Below are 15,655 nucleotides of genomic sequence, written 5' to 3'. Positions count from 1 at the left end.
CCTAGTAAAGATTATAAAGCATTCACCAAAGCCCTAAGGAAAGTTTACAGTGCACCCAGCCTCAAGGCTTGCCTTAATGCTTTCGAATCGTTCAAACAACAATGGCGCGCCTATCCGGGAGCGATTGACGTGTGGACACGAAACTTCCAACATGTTGAACAACTTTTTGATTATGGAAGTGCCATACGTAAAGTAATGTACACAACGAACGCCGTAGAAAGCATTCATTCCAGCTTCAGAAAAGTGACCAAAAAAGGAGCGTTCCCAAATGAGAACGCTCTATTAAAAGTATTATTTTTACGAATCAAAGAACTAGAAATCAAATGGGAAAATGGTCGTATACCAAACTGGGCGATGGTTATGAACCAACTTTTAATCCATGATGATCTAAAAGATAGGGTGTTAAAATATCTTGAATAAATTAGAACTTACACACTTTATTTGACAAGCCCAAAACGGAAGTGCCTTTTTATGACACTTCCGTTTTCTAGACCTACAAATTGTACTAACACCAGAAATATTCGTAGCGTTAATCGATCTTGTAGCATTAATAGACATATTTATTATAGTCACCAGACTATTATATAGCAACCAAATCATGCTTGATACACTAAATTAAAGTGTAAATCTTCCTACTACAACTCTAATATAAATATTTGTTCTCCCTAGTCCTTAGTATATGGCAGTAACAGCGTGTATAACCCTTTCTTCTGCTCAAACGATAACGATGAAACCATCTTATTTAATACCGCATCAAGTTCCTCTTCTGTATTCACATCATCTTCTTCACTTAATTCAATGTTTTGTAGTTTGCTTTCTCCTTCAAGTGCATAAAGAAAATCACCCATTGATATATTAAGTGCCTTACATATTTTTTCTAATAAGGAGAAAGTGATCTCTTGGTTACCACTTTCTATTCGTGATAAAGAAGGTTGAGAAAGACCAATTTGCTTTGCAAAATTAACCATTGTTAATTTACTTCCCCTTCTTAACCTACGTATCAACTTTCCAGCCTGTAAATCGTCCATTAATTAATTTCCCTTCTCATTACTCTATTTACTTAATCGTATTATTTTCTGGTTTTACAATCAATAGATATTATGTTATATTCATAATATAAATATATTCATATAGTGAATAAAAGGAGATGTTTAGATGATTGATGGTTTCCCAAAGTTGGTAAATCAACTAATCGAAAGTCGTTTGGAAAATATCATCACCAGTGAAGAATACGAGATGTTTATGGAGAGCATTTATCAGGATCTGGAACAGAAGCTATCCTCAAGCATTAAAGATCTTGATGAAGAGGCAAAGAATAATCTTATTGAAGATCTTAAATCAAATATATTTCAACAAGTATTCCAGCAAAGTAAGTTGACTTATCGTGTGGCATTTAAAGATGCATTTTCATTTTTTGTTGATACATTATTAATGCCTAAAAAATAAAGGAGATGTTGAGAATTATGTCATCCATGAATCTCTACAGAGGAAAATTGGTTGTGGATATTGTAACAGCTGTAAAAACTAATGACGAAAAGGCTATGTTGGATCAAGCACATGAAGGATTTGCGACTGAATTATTTGATGAAATAATGGCTCTTTTGGGTGCGAAAGGTTATATCACCCAATCAATTGGAGCAACATTGGAAAATATGCGTGAAGCACACGATTATGAAGTAGAACAAATTGAAAAAGATAAACTTAAATCAATAGATAGGGCAAATTCAGTTTATAACAAGGCAAACCGAATAACGATTAAATTTGACTAAGGGGCTTTTGAGAGAATAATGGTTAAAAGTGCAAGTATAATTGAAATACCAAGAGCTTTATTTGAAGATGAGGAAGTTAGCGCTAACCGCGGTGAATATGTCATTCGTTACATGATTGATGATGGTAAAGAAGTTCCAAGAAGATTGATTCATCAATATGGGTATTATGCAGTTCCTCAAAGTATAATGGTGGAAGTGAAAAAAGGAACAATGCCCTTAGCAGATTTGTCATTCCTTTTTGCGTGTTACTATGTTGCCTCTACTAATAAATATAAAAGTATCCGAATGGATGAGGTTTTTGAATGTATTACTAGGCATTGGGATGAATTTCGAACTCGTAACACTGCCCAGCGTTTTAGTTTAACATTATCTAATATGGACAGATACAAAAGATGGATCAAAAAGCATGAACATAATAGTAAATACTCTGTAAAGTATTGATTATGATTATTAAGGAGTTTCCAATGGGAACATCTTTTTGATTCGATGTGGCCTGTGTAACTATTATTGTTTCATTAAATTAATCTTTACATCATATGAGTACGGATTTTGTGTAAAAAGACCATTGTGAATGCTTCTTGTATGATAGTTACATTGGGAATTATTAAGGAATTAATAAAGTAAATACTAATCATTACTCTCCGGTGATTTTCTAAAAGGGATATAATCCATCTCGAATATTTCTGCGTATTCGAGAAGACGATTTTCTTTTCCTATCATTTCTCCATTCCTCTGGGTGTTTAAATAAATAAGATATCTATTTGCGTCGCCAAAATCCTCAAATACTTTGCCGATTGCAATATGATCCCTTGCATCAAAACCAATTACAACGTGTCTTTTCATTACTTTCGCCCCGTTCTTGATGGCAGTCTGGACATTGCCATTTTAATTATCTGTCCGTTCTAATAGAAAAGCCCTTGATTGAAATCAAATCTCTCCATTACCTCATCAATATTTTTACTATTAACCCCAAATAACCCAGACTGATGACCTTCATCGGAAATAACATACAATTTTTCGTTTAAATATTTATACACTTGCTTATTACTACCTATTTCTAAACCATTTATCCCATAATTCATGGAAAATAAAGTTGTATTTAATCATTACCCCATAGCCAATGACTAGACTAACAATCAGACCGGGATATATAGGTTGATTAAAGAGAAGATTTACTATAACCATATATGTTCCCGCAACATTAAGGCTGATTGCCATTGCGTTAATGAGAAAAGCAAGTTTAAAGAAATCCACTATAGTTCACCCTGCTTTGAATTAAATTATTTCAGAAATTATTCATTATCTCGTTGCCCACAACTATGTATGGATTAGGAAATTACAGTGATGAGTGTTATAAATACTTTAGCTATTCATTCCTATTAGCTAAGGACATCACTCATAACACAACCTGCGAGTGGATTTGAAATATCGATATGTCGGAATAACCAATTAATGATTTTCGGTTCATAACTAAATTCTTCAACAAATACTTTGCCTTCGATAAATAAAATTGCCATTTCAGCTGTTATGGTTATCTGTGTATCATGGTACTTAAAAGTCAAACCTGTAGTCCTATTCTGATAATTATCTATGTCTGTTTTAGAATCCTCGAAGTAAATGGCTATTTTATCTTCTCCAGAAATCTCAATAAGTTTTTTATAAAAGTCCTCAATATTTTCTTTAAAGACTTCTTTTTTTAATTCCCCTTTTAAAGTATAGTCAGCCAAAGTTGTAGTATATTGCTTTAAGTCGAGTCTTTCATTTAAATATTGTTCCCAATGGGCTTGGTTAAGTGGGCTAGTAGATTTTGCTTCAAATTTATTTACAATACCTAAAATATAGAATGATCCCATTTATATTCCTCCCTAAACAATTGATTCCATCCTTATGCTCATATTCAGTGTGTGTCATATGGCTTTTACTTTATTTGTTAATGCTATTATAACTGCTAACTTATCAGATTTATACACTATTTCCTTATCAGGTCAGTTTGCAGTCATGACAGGTCAGCTAATGCTCATAAATGGTTAATTTAAAGACATAAGAAATTGCTAATCTTGGTATAGCGGTTTGAATGGTTTGTTAAAACGTGTTAAAAATTAATTAACCACCCTAAAAGTTGCTAGTTTTGAACAAGGGTTAAGGAATAATTGAGACAGTGATAGTTTCGTTCTTGGAGGCGGTTAGATTGAGTGTTAGTGTCGGTGATGCTTGTAGAATCTATAAGGAATGTAAAATTTGCGGGGAAAGTAAATATATAAAGGAATTTCAAACTACGGGTGGGAGAAAGGCTAATTCAACAAAGCGAAAATCATTTTGCAGGGATTGCAAAGGTCGTAGGCATGAGAGAATACTAGGTCCACGACAAGAATATAATTTCGATACGTCCTCGTTAGACCCTTTCAAAGAAGTTGTTATTCGTGGCCGTAGTGCAAGTGGTTTTCGATATGAAGATATAATAAGCTATGATAGAGCAAAGAAGCTAGTGGAAGAAGGAGCGGCAGGTATAGTACATAGTACATTAATTCACAATTTCTTCAATTGGAAGTCATTAAGGGAATTTATATTCGAACGAGATGGTTATACTTGCCATTACTGCGGTTGTTACGGCGATACAATTGATCACAAAGTTCCTAAATCACAAGGCGGAGCAAGTACACCTTTTAACTGTGTTTGTGCTTGTATCGAGTGTAATCTATATAAGGGTGATATTGGGTATGGGGAATATATATATAAAGTGAAATTGATTGAACAAGGTTAAACGATTTAATTTAGTGTGTTAAAACGTTAAATAATAAACTTTCTGCTTGTTTTCCAAAAAAGGAAAGTCGATATTGAAATAAGATATTACATAGATACTTTAAGATTAAAGTAGGAAGGGATAGAGTTATTTTATGACAGAAAATAAGAGAAAGTTCGAATGGGTGGATAAGTGGGCTAAGATGACAGGTGAACGCGCAAGGATTGATGCTAAAGCCAATAAGACTGCTATTGTATATAGAACGGAACGGGGATGGGTTAAAGAACATTACGATGGTACAATTGAAAGAATAAATACCGGAGAGAATAGTGGTGGGGAAATGCGGGAGAAGGAACGAATAAATAGAATTATGTCACTCTTACAAGCGATTTGGGAACAACAAACTGATGTGCGATTTAATCAATTAATCTCTAACTTGCAACATATTTATTCTTCGCAAAACGAAGGATATGGTCAAAGAATGATGATAGAGAAAGAGCAATTTGGAGAAGAAACCGAATCCTCTTATTTGGACTTTTTCTACTTAGAAGATAAAGAGTGGGAAGCATTCTTGCAAAGGATAGTTGATGATCAACAAAAGGATAATTAGTGATCATTACACTACTGAATTCTCATTAGAAGATAAAATACGGATCTGAGGGATGTACCGTGTTGTGTGATGTTCTTAAAGAAAAGCGTGATTTAATATTAAATATTGGAAATAAGCATGGCATTGGAAATGTACGAGTATTTGGTTCGGTAGCAAAATCTGAGGATGGACCCAAAAGCGACCTTGACTTACTTGTTGAAATTGAAAAAGGCAGAAGTTTGTTTGATTTGATTCATTTTAAACATGAAGTTGAAGATATGCTGGGTGTAAAAGTTGATGTCGTCACAGAAAATTCCATTCATTGGAGTATTAAGCAAGATGTATTAGCTGAAGCCGTTAAACTATAAAATGATGCATTAATCACAAAATATATCATAATGCTTAAAAATTGATAGATTCAAAATCATATACAACTTTTTATACGTTTTGTATCCCCAAACTTTATTGTTATTTAAATGACCAGTCGAACGCACACAATAGTTGGAAAGGAACGGTACTAAGTGAAAAGGGTAATAATAAACAGGGTTCGTTGTAAAAAGTGCGACGATATTATCGAATCAAAAGACAGTTATGATTTTAAAAGATGTAAATGTGGGGCTATATTTCTAGACGGAGGGAAGGATTACCAGCGGTACGGCTGGGGGATGAATCAATATGGAAATGCAAAACTAGAGGATTTTATTGATTTTAGTTATTCAGTTTACGAGGATGATTGAAGATAGATTTTGGAAAATTTACGGACACCCTTTGGAAATGTTATCAGTATAGAATAGTCATCTGGGAAAAGCAATTATAAGATGGGAAAACTAAGTTAAATCAAGCGGTTGCTAGTTTTGATCTATGTAGTCGTTCATAGTTATAAGTGGGGTATGTAGAAATACTCACTTGTAGGTATGAAGCCTAGAAAAATTATAGTAATGATAACTGAATTCGTCACTTGTATATGTGGTTATTGAAATTGAAAGTTAGATTTATGGTAAAAATAAAAGTAGCCTTTATTCAATAAAAAAGCAGACGTTACAACGCCTGCTGTCCCCCTTGTTAATTATACTGTTATTTCTGATTTACTTTACGTTAACGGAACTTAGGGACTCTCTTTCCCCACCTTAATTTAAGGATTCTGCTATTAAGCCTTTTATATAGTTGCAAGCACTGATTTTGCATGTTTTATTGAAATATCTTTTTTCTCTTGTGCTGTTCGCTTATTAAATCGTTGTTCGTTAGGTAAAACAACATAGCTCAAAAATATCCCCCCCAATTGTCGCGCACAAAAGTCTATATCAACTGTCTGATTTTTAAGTTTAAAATGGTATTCTAATCCTTTTTTTAAACCAGAAAAAATAATTTCTGGTAAATTTATTTCGTTTACTAAATTTCCTTTCAAACTTTCAGATAAAAGCATTTTTACTAGCTCGTAATTTTTCGATAATATTTCTAATCTGTCTTCTATAATATTTGCTATGAATATTTCCGTTTCTTTCTCTTTTGCTAATTCTAAAATATGTGATTGGAATTTTTTCTCCAATACATTTTTAATCGCTGTGATAAATAGATTTTCTTTTGTAGAAAACTTTCGATATAATGTTACTTCTGCAACACCTGCTTCATTTGCAACTTCCTGCGTTGTTGCTTGCAATCCCTTTTTGATAAAGACGGAAATAGCCCCTTTAAATATTCGTTCTGTTACATCCCGCAACTCACATCACCTACATTATATTTTTAGTCTTAAAAATTTATTGTGTATGCTTTATTTTAACAAATTTGTCTAAAATAATCATGATTGGTGGCATTACAAATATCGTAGAAAATAACGCAAATGAAATATTTATGAGTGTCATCATCCCGAAATTGTTTAAAATTACAAAATCAGATGCAAGTAATGCGCTAAAACCTCCAATGGTTGTTAAAGCAGACGCAAAAATAGCTTTACCTATATTTTTATTTGTCGTTATAATGGCATCTAAACGTTGACGACCTTTCTTTCTCTCTTCATAAAATCTCTCCATCACGAGTACGGTGAATTCTGTACCAATACCTATAATTAATGCTCCTAATGTTGCAGTTAGGGGAGTGTAACTTATATTAAAATAATACATCACCAAACCAGACCATCCGATAATGAATATAATTGGTAGTAATGGAATAAGTGCTTTGATTGGATGACGATAAAAAATAAGTAAACTAAGGAAAACAAGCCCCATTCCTAGTAACGTCATTTGATATCTCCCAGTCGTTAACCCTTGAATCATTTCCACATCTAAAACAGCTTTACCTGTAATTGTCGTTTCAATCATTTCTAAATTACTCTTTTCTATATAAATACCCAAATCATCAATGAATGCTTTTAAATCATCTGCTTCTAAATGTTTAATTCCAACTGTAATAACTCCCTTTGTTTGTGATTCATTTAAGAAGAGTTTTAACTGATCTTCAGGAATGTCAGCAATTTGCTCACTAAATTCCTCGCCACTAGGCAACTCATCACCATTCATTTGTTTTACAATGTTTGTTACTGACTTTGTGTCAACAACAACATTAGGAAATTCCTTACCAATGGTTTCTGTTTGATTATCTACCCATGTAATTACTGGATCTGATACAATATCGTCTGCCTCATAGACTATTGATACTTGATCTGTTGTCCCGATAATATCACGTAATTGATGAATGTCCTTTAGTTCCTGCGTATCTTGTGGCATGAAGGCTTCCACATCCGTCTCCGCATCGGCATCAACATCCAACCAAATACCAAGAGCTGCTGTGAGAATTGCGAATGCGATAATCACCCAACGAAAGGTGATTGTTTTCTTCGTAATCCAATCAAGAACGTTATCCATTTTTGATGATTTTATTTCTTTTTCTTGTTCCGGCTTTTTCCTTTTCACATTATTGAAGAAATGATCACGAACAAAGAATATAGGAATTAAAAGAAATATCCCAAGAATAAAACTGATAACTAATCCAATGGTTAACATTTTGCCGAATTCTTGTATCATTGGTACAGGGGAAGTATATAGTGCAAAAAAACCAAGCCCTGTTGCAACCAATGCAGTAAAAACTGCTGGAACCATCTTTGTAATTGTTTTAGTTAAACTGTTCTTCGCTCTATTTTTATCGTTATTCATTCGAATCCTCCTTAGCAAATTCCTCTTCATAACGGTTTTGGAACTGGATAGCATAATCGATACCTAGACCAATTAAAATGGGGAAAACAGCCATTGATACCATAGTAATTGGTATCTGCAGCCAGCCCATTAATCCTACCGTTCCAATAACAGCAATAAGAACAGTAAGCAATGGTAATAAACGCCAACGAACCTTAAAAACAATGAATAAAACAAAAATCATTATCAGTAGTGCTAGTCCCATCATTTTTTGGATACTTTCCTTCATGGATGATTTGATAGCATTATCAAGCACAGGCTTGCCTGAAACAAGTGTATCTACGGAATCAGTTGGTTCAGTATCTAAATAGCTGTTGATTGTCTCAATTACTTCACTTTTTTCTGTATCCTCTGTGCCACCTTTAAGTTTGATCATCATGAGCATATGGCTTTCATCCACAATAACTTCTTCAAACATCATGTGAAGGTTGCCATCATCATCATAAATCATATTATCCAGTGTGGCTTGTTTCTTAGGCAATCCAGAAGTCATAATGTCTGAGTATCCATAAATGGTCCCCATGTTTTCACTTATCGTTTGTAATTTTTCACCCATTGTAGATAAGCCTTCTCCAAGTGTATCTAGTTTATCAATCTGTTTTTTCTGACTTGCCTGCATTTCTTCTTGAATTTCTTGCATCTCTTTTTCCTTTTCAGACTTCTGAACTTCCATTTGTGTTTTTATTTTTTCTTGTTGGGCTTCCTTTTGTTTCTGCATTTCCAGTATTATTTCTTCTTGTTGAGCTTCTTGTTGTTCCTGCATTTCCTGCATCGTCTGTTCTTGTTGTTTTTGTATCTGCACTTCTTCCTGTTTCTCTAACTGTTTTTTTTGTTCTTGTAACTGTTTGTTTAGGTTTTGTTGTATATTATTTAAACCATCAATTGTTTGGTCAGGAATGGTAGGAAGCTGACCAGAACCTTCAGAAGCCTGTAACATTTTCTCAGATAGGCCAATTAATCTCCCGCTAATATCTTGTAACTGCACCTTTTGAGGGGAATCTTCCATTGGCCCTGTTAGTTCGTTAAGTCCCTGTCCCAAACCATTTAACTGTTCACTAAACTCGATATACCCACCTACAAGATTCTCTGTACCTTCTCCTAAATTTTCTTGAGCTTCGATCATGTTGGAGAATGCTTTATTTAAGTCGGTCATTTGTCCTTCCATATCAGGGACTTGCATCTTACCAAATTCAGGGAGTTCTAATTCAGAAAACTGAGTTGTATCAAGTTCGGGTAATTCCGGTTCTTCCAACTCAGGTAGCTGCAAATTCCCCAATTGAGGGAATTCCATTTCCGAATTGTCCTCGATGTTTTCTTTTAGTTTCAAACCAATTTCAGAAAGTTGACTTCCCATTTCATCTAACCCGTCAATGATGTCTGAAATGCCTTCTTGAAACGTTTCCGATTGTTTACTCGCAATCTCTTCGACTAGAGTGACAGGGCTTATCATACTGTAAATCGAATCACTCGATTGCAAAGCAGAATCTAAGCCTTTCATATGTGCTAAAGTTTCGGGAGTAAGTAAATTTTCAGATTCATATAAAACAATAATAGACTCCCCACCAAATTCATCCTCTAACATTAAATTATCTTGATATACATCTGTATTACTCTCAACTAGCGTATCGTTTCCTGTGGCCATAAATACATTTCTTACTCCAAAAACTAATAAGACCACAATGATTAGCGAAATAAATATTGATTTCATTGGAAAATTTGTTAGTAATTTAGCAAGCCTTTTTAAAATATCCATCCATGTACTTCCTCCTGTCTGTCAATATGAGTGTTAGCAATAACCTACAATATAAATAGACTACTCTAAAATCACAGGCGAATAAATTCATATATGTAAGTTATCACTAACATACATAGTAACAATAAAATTATAAGTTGTAAATAAATTTAATGTGAAGAATTTATAATTGTTACTGATTTTTTCAATTTTGAAAGGTGTTACACTTTTTGTGGGAATTTTATAGTTTCGCCCTTGCAATGGGAAGTAGTTCCTCTGTTGCGATGGAGTCTTCAAAGGTTACGTAGTGTTTCAAAGACGTAAAATATTTCGTAGCGTATGCTGCTTTAATGTTTTCCGGAGTAGTAATGAATGTGTACGAAATATCTTCAGGTAGAGGAATCTGATAGCGATAAAAAAGGGGTAATAGTGCATTGATATGTCTTAATTCAGCATTCCTTATTTGCGCAAATGGACGAATATATCCAAAGGTTTCCAAGATATTATTATATCTTGCTTGAGCCAGATACTCGTCTTGGAGGGCATATGTCAGCATTTGAGTCAAGGTTAATGTGGAGGCATTTAATGCTCCTGTTGCACCGTAATTATCAATTTATCGAAATGGATTAGAGTAATACAAATAGTTCTCCTCCTACTAGCTAAATTTCATTTATCTTATGCTCTATGTTGGGTTGTTGTTCGATTTACAACACAGGGAAACAGGGAACCATCATTTTTGTTTGCCCCTTTAATGAATAATATAAAAAACTGCAGATAAACTTCAATATACAAAAGTACATTTATTTAGCATGGTACATAGGATACATATGACAATAATGGAGGAGTGAGAAAATGTTTTATTCACCTTATATGTATCCGAGTTACTATGTTAATGTTCCAATGCCTTATATTCGTCAACAGCCAATATATTGGGGTTACCCACAGGCAACAAATATGGGGAGTTTGTATCAACCAATGCAAATTGAAGAGAGAGCAGAAAATATGGGATTTAAAGATCAGGGGAAACAGCCATTTGTAATAAATATAGAGGAAGCTGCAGAAAGGAACCGTACCTTTCGCACGGCAATATGGACCGGAAATCATTTACAAGTTACATTGATGAGTATTGGCGTTGGGGAAGATATTGGTTTGGAAGTACATCCAGATGTAGATCAATTTTTACGTATTGAAGAAGGTCGGGGACTTGTGCAAATGGGGGACACAGAAAATAATCTGAACTATGAAAGAAGAGTTTCTGAGGATTGTGCTATCATGGTTCCTGCTGGTAAGTGGCATAATTTAACAAACACTGGAAATGAGCCATTAAAATTGTATACCATTTATGCGCCTCCAGAACATCCATTTGGAACGATTCATCAAACGAAAGCAGATGCAGTGGCTGCGGAATAAGGCGGTAATTCGTCCAATCCAACTTATTTTGAACACCAGATGAATGGGTACAGTACACAGGATTTATAGTGAGAGAAGGATTAGAGGACGTTAAGAGAGGAATAAATGCTACACATATCTTTCAAGAATTTATTCTCATGGGAGTTCTCGTCGGAAAAGGTTATTCTCCTGAAAGAGCATATGAAACAGTAGAAGAATGGGAACGTACGGGAGAATAAAAACTTCTTCAGCAGAGTAAAAATATGTAATGCTTTCCTATTGTAAAAGGGAGTTTATCATTTTGATGAAGCTCCTTTTTGATTTTGTTTAAAAGAAAAATCAAAATGGATAATAATTTAAATTAAGTACTTTTCAATAGGCATCTATAAAAATTTAGATAACAAGGTTGACGTTTTACCCTATGGGGTATATTATTATTCTTGTAATTGATTTTCAACAAGCCAAATCAATGGAGATTTATAAAAGATATTCTGCAGACGTCGTTATCAATAACGACTATTTTATTGCTAAATATTATACCCACATAGGTATAATGAATTCCGAATTTGCATATTTTTTTATTGGAAATAATACCACAGGGGGTAAATGTATGATTCAAGCAAATTACCAATTAGATGCAAAAGGCTTAGCTTGTCCAATGCCAATTGTGAAAACAAAAAAAGCAATTAAGGATCTTGAAGATGGTCAAGTATTAGAGGTTCAAGCTACAGACAAAGGGTCCAAAGCTGATTTAGCAGCATGGGCAAGTACTGTTGGCCACCAATATTTAGGAACAGTGGAAGATGGCGATGTTCTTTATCATTACATTCGCAAAGGCTCTAATGAACCAGTAGTGGAAAAAACATTTGAACACACTGTTTCACTTGATGAAATTGAATCAGGTGACGGTTTAATTTTAGATGTGCGTGAAGCAGCAGAATATGCATTTGGTCATATTCAAGGTGCAACGTCCATTCCAATGGGTGAATTAGAATCACGCCTTGAAGAATTGGATAAAGAAGAAGAAATCTATGTAATCTGCCGTACAGGGAAACGTTCTGATTTGGCAGCACAACTATTAGCAAACAATGGTTATAAAAAAGTTTATAACGTTCTACCGGGTATGAATGAGTGGAACGGAAAAATAACAAAAGAAATCTAGGAGGAATTTATTATGTCAGAAAAAGTAGCTATTATCGCAGCAAACGGTGGAATGTTTGATGCATACAAAGTATTCAATATCGCAACAGCAGCAGCAGCTTCAGAAAAAGAGGTACAAATCTTCTTCACTTTTGAAGGACTAAACTTAATTCATAAACAAGCAATGCACGATTTAGAAATGCCAGCAGGAAAGGAACATTTTGCCGAAGGGTTTGAAAAGGCAAATGTTCCTACTATCCCACAACTAGTTGAGATGGCACAGGAACTAGGTGTTAAATTTATAGCATGTCAAATGACAATGGATGTTATGGGACTTACGAAAGAAGATTTCGTTGATGGTATTGAAGTTGGTGGAGCAGTAACATTCCTAGAATATGCAAAAGATGCATCACCAACATTAACTTTCTAATTAGATGATCAAACTTCATGCAGTGGGGAAATTCTCCACTGCAAAAAAATAATTAAAAATATACCTATGGGGGTAATTTAATAATGACAGTAAATAAATGGACTGCAGCAGAAGTTGCTCGAAAAGTAATTGATAACGAAGAATTATTTATTTTAGATGTTCGTAATCATGATGCATTTGAGGATTGGAAAATTGAAGGACATAAATTCGAGTATTTAAATATCCCTTACTTTGAATTATTAGATGGTGTAGAAGAGATTTTGCCTAAACTTCCACCAGATAAGGAAGTATTAGTAGTATGTGCTAAAGAAGGATCTTCCGTTATGGTAGCAGAAATGCTTTCTGAAGCTGGTCGTGAAGTTGCATATCTTGAAGGTGGAATGAAATCTTGGAGTAGTTATCTAGAACCAATTAAAGTTTCTGATTTAGAAAATGGTGGGGAGCTATACCAATTTGTTCGTTTAGGAAAAGGTTGTTTATCTTATATGGTAATTTCTGAAGGCGAAGCAGCTATTATTGATGCAGTGCGTTTCACGGACGTATTCACAAACTTTGCGAAAGAAAAAGGAGTAGAAATCAAGCACGTATTTGATACACACCTACACGCAGATCATATTTCAGGTGGACGTCATATTGCAGCAAATACAGGAGCAACTTACTATCTACCACCAAAAGATGCGACAGAGGTAGTGTTTGATTACACGCCTCTTACAGAAGGATTAAATGTAAAAATTGGTGCATCTCAAATTGATGTAAATGCACTTTATTCACCGGGTCATACCATTGGTTCTACTTCATTTGTTATCGACAATCAGTTCTTGTTAACAGGTGATATTTTATTTATCGACTCCATTGGTCGTCCCGATTTAGCAGGACTTGCGGAAGATTGGGTAGGTGACTTACGAGAAACATTATATTCCCGTTACCGTGAACTAGCTGAAGACCTAGTGGTGTTACCTGCACATTTCATGATTATTGATGAGTTAAATGAAGATGGTACAGTGGCTAGAAGATTAGGTGATTTGTTTAAAGAGAATCATGGATTAAACATCGAGGATGAAGCGGAATTCCGTCGTACTGTTACAGATAACCTACCACCACAGCCAAATGCGTATGAACAAATTCGTCAGGTAAATATGGGGAAAATCACACCTAATAATGACGAACAAACAGAAATGGAAATCGGTCCAAACCGTTGTGCAGTTCGCTAATTAATCAATAGAAATAAAAAATGGGGGTAAATCAAATGAACATTACAAAAACATTAGATGCAAAAGGCTTAGCATGTCCTATGCCAATTGTAAAAACTAAAAAAGCAATGTATACGATTAACTCTGGTGAAGTACTTGAAGTACTTCTAACAGATAAGGGTGCTTTAAATGATATCCCAGCATGGACCAAATCAGGTGGTCATACCGTATTAGAACAAAAAACAGAAGAGGATGTTCTGTACTTCTATATTCAAAAAGGATAAAGAAAACCAAATAGCGAGTAGCATGAACTACTCGCTTTTCTAAATTAGAAGGAAGGTTTAGTAATGGATTTAACTTTTATAATCGTTGTATTTGCGATTGGGTTTATTGGTTCTTTTTTATCCGGTATGTTAGGTGTTGGGGGTTCCATTATTAAATACCCAATGCTACTTTATATTCCCCCTTTATTTGGTCTAGTAGCATTCTCGTCCCATGAGGTTTCTGGAATAAGTGCAGTACAAGTACTGTTTGCTTCGATTGCAGGTGTATGGGCATATCGAAAAGGTGGATACCTAAACAAGCAGCTCATCATTTATATGGGTGGAGCTATCCTGATAGGAAGTCTAATTGGTAGCTATGGATCGATTTTCTTATCCGAGCAAGCAGTGAATGTTGTGTATGGTATTCTAGCTGTGATTGCAGCTGTAATGATGTTTGTACCAAAGAAACAAATGGACGATGTACCATTAAATGATGTTACCTTCAACAAGCCACTAGCGGCAATATTAGCATTAATTGTGGGAATAGCATCTGGTATAGTCGGTGCGGCAGGAGGATTTTTACTTGCACCAATCATGCTTACGGTTTTGCACATTCCAACACGCATGACGATTGCAACAAGTTTAGCAGTAACGTTCATTTCTTCTATCGGGGGAAGTGTTGGTAAACTTGTTACTGGACAAGTAGATTATTGGCCAGCTGCTATTATGATTGTAGCAAGTTTATTAGTGGCACCACTTGGAGCAAAAGTAGGAAAGAGAATGAATACCCGAATTTTACAAGTGATATTAGCACTTTTGATTGCGGGTACTGCTATTAAAATTTGGATAGATATTTTGACTTAAATAATATTTCAAACCTTCTAGACACGAAAATAGACAATAATAAAGGAGATGCAGACTGATGAAAAGTATATCAGCAGTAGAGTTACAAGAGAAAATAAAAAATGGAGAAAAGGTTCATATTATTGATGTTCGGGAAGACGTTGAAGTTGCAGAGGGGAAAATTCCAGAAGCGAAACATATTCCTTTGGGAGATATACCAGACTCTTTAGAAAAACTCGATAAAAATAAACATTATTACATGGTTTGTCGTTCTGGTGGAAGAAGTTCAAGAGCATGTGAATTTTTAATCAATCAAGGATACAATGTTACTAATATGACTGGCGGAATGTTAGCATGGGTTGGTGAAATAGAATAGGAGGCTTAA

Annotated in this window: 23 protein-coding genes and 1 pseudogene; 16 read left to right on the top strand and 8 right to left on the bottom strand. The window is 34.6% G+C overall.

Annotation, left to right across the window (positions count from 1 at the left end; all coding sequences use genetic code 11):
• Positions 1-420, top strand: a 420-nt coding sequence (locus KQI49_RS05465; RefSeq protein WP_216487345.1) for a transposase, incomplete at its 5' end; no start/stop codon positions are given.
• A gap of 245 nt (positions 421-665) precedes the next feature.
• Here KQI49_RS05465 and KQI49_RS05460 read toward each other — a convergent pair.
• Positions 666-1,028, bottom strand: coding sequence for a helix-turn-helix domain-containing protein (locus KQI49_RS05460; RefSeq protein WP_216487344.1), 363 nt, complete (start codon positions 1,026-1,028; stop codon positions 666-668).
• A 127-nt stretch (positions 1,029-1,155) separates the two neighbouring features.
• Between KQI49_RS05460 and KQI49_RS05455 the strand changes: the two genes are divergently transcribed.
• Genes KQI49_RS05455 through KQI49_RS05445 form a run of 3 tightly spaced genes read left to right on the top strand, consistent with a single transcriptional unit; the run spans position 1,156 to position 2,210 of the window.
• Positions 1,156-1,446, top strand: a complete 291-nt coding sequence (locus KQI49_RS05455; RefSeq protein WP_216487343.1) for a hypothetical protein — start codon at positions 1,156-1,158, stop codon at positions 1,444-1,446.
• Between the two features lie 17 nt (positions 1,447-1,463).
• On the top strand, positions 1,464-1,769 hold the full coding sequence (locus KQI49_RS05450) for a hypothetical protein (protein ID WP_216487342.1): 306 nt from the start codon (positions 1,464-1,466) through the stop codon (positions 1,767-1,769).
• 18 nt (positions 1,770-1,787) lie between these two features.
• A complete protein-coding gene (locus KQI49_RS05445; RefSeq protein WP_216487341.1) occupies positions 1,788-2,210 on the top strand; it encodes a hypothetical protein in 423 nt (140 codons plus the stop codon).
• A 186-nt stretch (positions 2,211-2,396) separates the two neighbouring features.
• Here KQI49_RS05445 and KQI49_RS05440 read toward each other — a convergent pair whose 3' ends face one another.
• The 3 genes from KQI49_RS05440 to KQI49_RS05430 form a co-directional block, all read right to left on the bottom strand.
• Positions 2,397-2,612 carry a hypothetical protein gene (locus KQI49_RS05440; RefSeq protein ID WP_216487340.1) on the bottom strand — a complete coding sequence of 72 codons (216 nt, stop codon included), beginning with the start codon at positions 2,610-2,612 and terminating at the stop codon, positions 2,397-2,399.
• A gap of 204 nt (positions 2,613-2,816) precedes the next feature.
• Positions 2,817-3,023 carry a hypothetical protein gene (locus tag KQI49_RS05435; RefSeq protein ID WP_216487364.1) on the bottom strand — a complete coding sequence of 69 codons (207 nt, stop codon included), beginning with the start codon at positions 3,021-3,023 and terminating at the stop codon, positions 2,817-2,819.
• Positions 3,024-3,148: 125 nt separating this feature from the next.
• The gene (locus KQI49_RS05430) at positions 3,149-3,622 is read right to left on the bottom strand and encodes a hypothetical protein (protein ID WP_216487339.1); all 474 of its coding nucleotides are present in this window, start codon (positions 3,620-3,622) and stop codon (positions 3,149-3,151) included.
• 335 nt (positions 3,623-3,957) lie between these two features.
• On the opposite strand from KQI49_RS05430, the gene KQI49_RS18535 reads away from it, so the two are divergent.
• The 4 genes from KQI49_RS18535 (at position 3,958) to KQI49_RS05410 (ending at position 5,835) form a co-directional block, all read left to right on the top strand.
• A complete protein-coding gene (locus KQI49_RS18535) occupies positions 3,958-4,530 on the top strand; it encodes an HNH endonuclease (RefSeq protein WP_253286678.1) in 573 nt (190 codons plus the stop codon).
• 133 nt (positions 4,531-4,663) lie between these two features.
• The gene (locus KQI49_RS05420) at positions 4,664-5,119 is read left to right on the top strand and encodes a hypothetical protein (protein ID WP_216487363.1); all 456 of its coding nucleotides are present in this window, start codon (positions 4,664-4,666) and stop codon (positions 5,117-5,119) included.
• A 62-nt stretch (positions 5,120-5,181) separates the two neighbouring features.
• Positions 5,182-5,466 (top strand): nucleotidyltransferase family protein, encoded by a 285-nt coding sequence (locus KQI49_RS05415; RefSeq protein ID WP_216487338.1) that lies wholly within the window; start codon positions 5,182-5,184, stop codon positions 5,464-5,466.
• Between the two features lie 153 nt (positions 5,467-5,619).
• Complete coding sequence (locus KQI49_RS05410) at positions 5,620-5,835, top strand: DUF7695 domain-containing protein (protein WP_216487337.1); 216 nt, start codon at positions 5,620-5,622, stop codon at positions 5,833-5,835.
• A gap of 419 nt (positions 5,836-6,254) precedes the next feature.
• On the opposite strand, the gene KQI49_RS05405 is transcribed toward KQI49_RS05410, so the two are convergent.
• The 4 genes and pseudogenes from KQI49_RS05405 to KQI49_RS18530 form a co-directional block, all read right to left on the bottom strand.
• Complete coding sequence (locus tag KQI49_RS05405) at positions 6,255-6,815, bottom strand: TetR/AcrR family transcriptional regulator (protein ID WP_216487336.1); 561 nt, start codon at positions 6,813-6,815, stop codon at positions 6,255-6,257.
• A 37-nt stretch (positions 6,816-6,852) separates the two neighbouring features.
• Positions 6,853-8,244 carry an efflux RND transporter permease subunit gene (locus KQI49_RS05400; protein ID WP_253286677.1) on the bottom strand — a complete coding sequence of 464 codons (1,392 nt, stop codon included), beginning with the start codon at positions 8,242-8,244 and terminating at the stop codon, positions 6,853-6,855.
• Entirely contained in the window at positions 8,237-10,036 is a 1,800-nt protein-coding gene (locus KQI49_RS05395; RefSeq protein WP_216487335.1) for an MMPL family transporter, read from the bottom strand. The genes KQI49_RS05400 and KQI49_RS05395 overlap by 8 nt, the downstream gene beginning before the upstream one ends.
• A 313-nt stretch (positions 10,037-10,349) precedes the next feature.
• Positions 10,350-10,622, bottom strand: a pseudogene (locus KQI49_RS18530) (ferritin-like domain-containing protein); the annotation flags it as partial.
• A gap of 245 nt (positions 10,623-10,867) precedes the next feature.
• Between KQI49_RS18530 and KQI49_RS05390 the strand changes: the two are divergent.
• From KQI49_RS05390 to KQI49_RS05355, 8 genes are all read left to right on the top strand, one after another.
• The gene (locus KQI49_RS05390; protein WP_216487334.1) at positions 10,868-11,425 is read left to right on the top strand and encodes a cupin domain-containing protein; all 558 of its coding nucleotides are present in this window, start codon (positions 10,868-10,870) and stop codon (positions 11,423-11,425) included.
• A 68-nt stretch (positions 11,426-11,493) separates the two neighbouring features.
• A complete protein-coding gene (locus tag KQI49_RS05385; protein ID WP_216487333.1) occupies positions 11,494-11,643 on the top strand; it encodes a hypothetical protein in 150 nt (49 codons plus the stop codon).
• A 371-nt stretch (positions 11,644-12,014) separates the two neighbouring features.
• Positions 12,015-12,566, top strand: coding sequence for a sulfurtransferase TusA family protein (locus tag KQI49_RS05380; RefSeq protein ID WP_216487332.1), 552 nt, complete (start codon positions 12,015-12,017; stop codon positions 12,564-12,566).
• 12 nt (positions 12,567-12,578) lie between these two features.
• On the top strand, positions 12,579-12,974 hold the full coding sequence (locus KQI49_RS05375) for a DsrE/DsrF/DrsH-like family protein (RefSeq protein ID WP_147669147.1): 396 nt from the start codon (positions 12,579-12,581) through the stop codon (positions 12,972-12,974).
• An 83-nt stretch (positions 12,975-13,057) separates the two neighbouring features.
• Entirely contained in the window at positions 13,058-14,185 is a 1,128-nt protein-coding gene (locus KQI49_RS05370) for an MBL fold metallo-hydrolase (RefSeq protein WP_216487331.1), read from the top strand.
• Positions 14,186-14,220: 35 nt separating this feature from the next.
• Entirely contained in the window at positions 14,221-14,448 is a 228-nt protein-coding gene (locus KQI49_RS05365; protein WP_216487330.1) for a sulfurtransferase TusA family protein, read from the top strand.
• Positions 14,449-14,511: 63 nt separating this feature from the next.
• Positions 14,512-15,291 carry a sulfite exporter TauE/SafE family protein gene (locus KQI49_RS05360; protein WP_216487329.1) on the top strand — a complete coding sequence of 260 codons (780 nt, stop codon included), beginning with the start codon at positions 14,512-14,514 and terminating at the stop codon, positions 15,289-15,291.
• A 58-nt stretch (positions 15,292-15,349) separates the two neighbouring features.
• Positions 15,350-15,646: a rhodanese-like domain-containing protein gene (locus tag KQI49_RS05355; RefSeq protein WP_216487328.1), complete on the top strand. Its 297-nt coding sequence runs from the start codon at positions 15,350-15,352 to the stop codon at positions 15,644-15,646.
• Positions 15,647-15,655: the final 9 nt, after the last annotated feature.

The sequence above is a fragment of the Virgibacillus sp. MSJ-26 genome, assembly GCF_018918075.1.
In the GTDB taxonomy this organism is placed as follows: domain Bacteria; phylum Bacillota; class Bacilli; order Bacillales; family Amphibacillaceae; genus MSJ-26.
The sequence above is the reverse complement of the archived record's forward strand: the minus strand, read 5'-3'. Positions and strand labels throughout refer to the sequence as shown.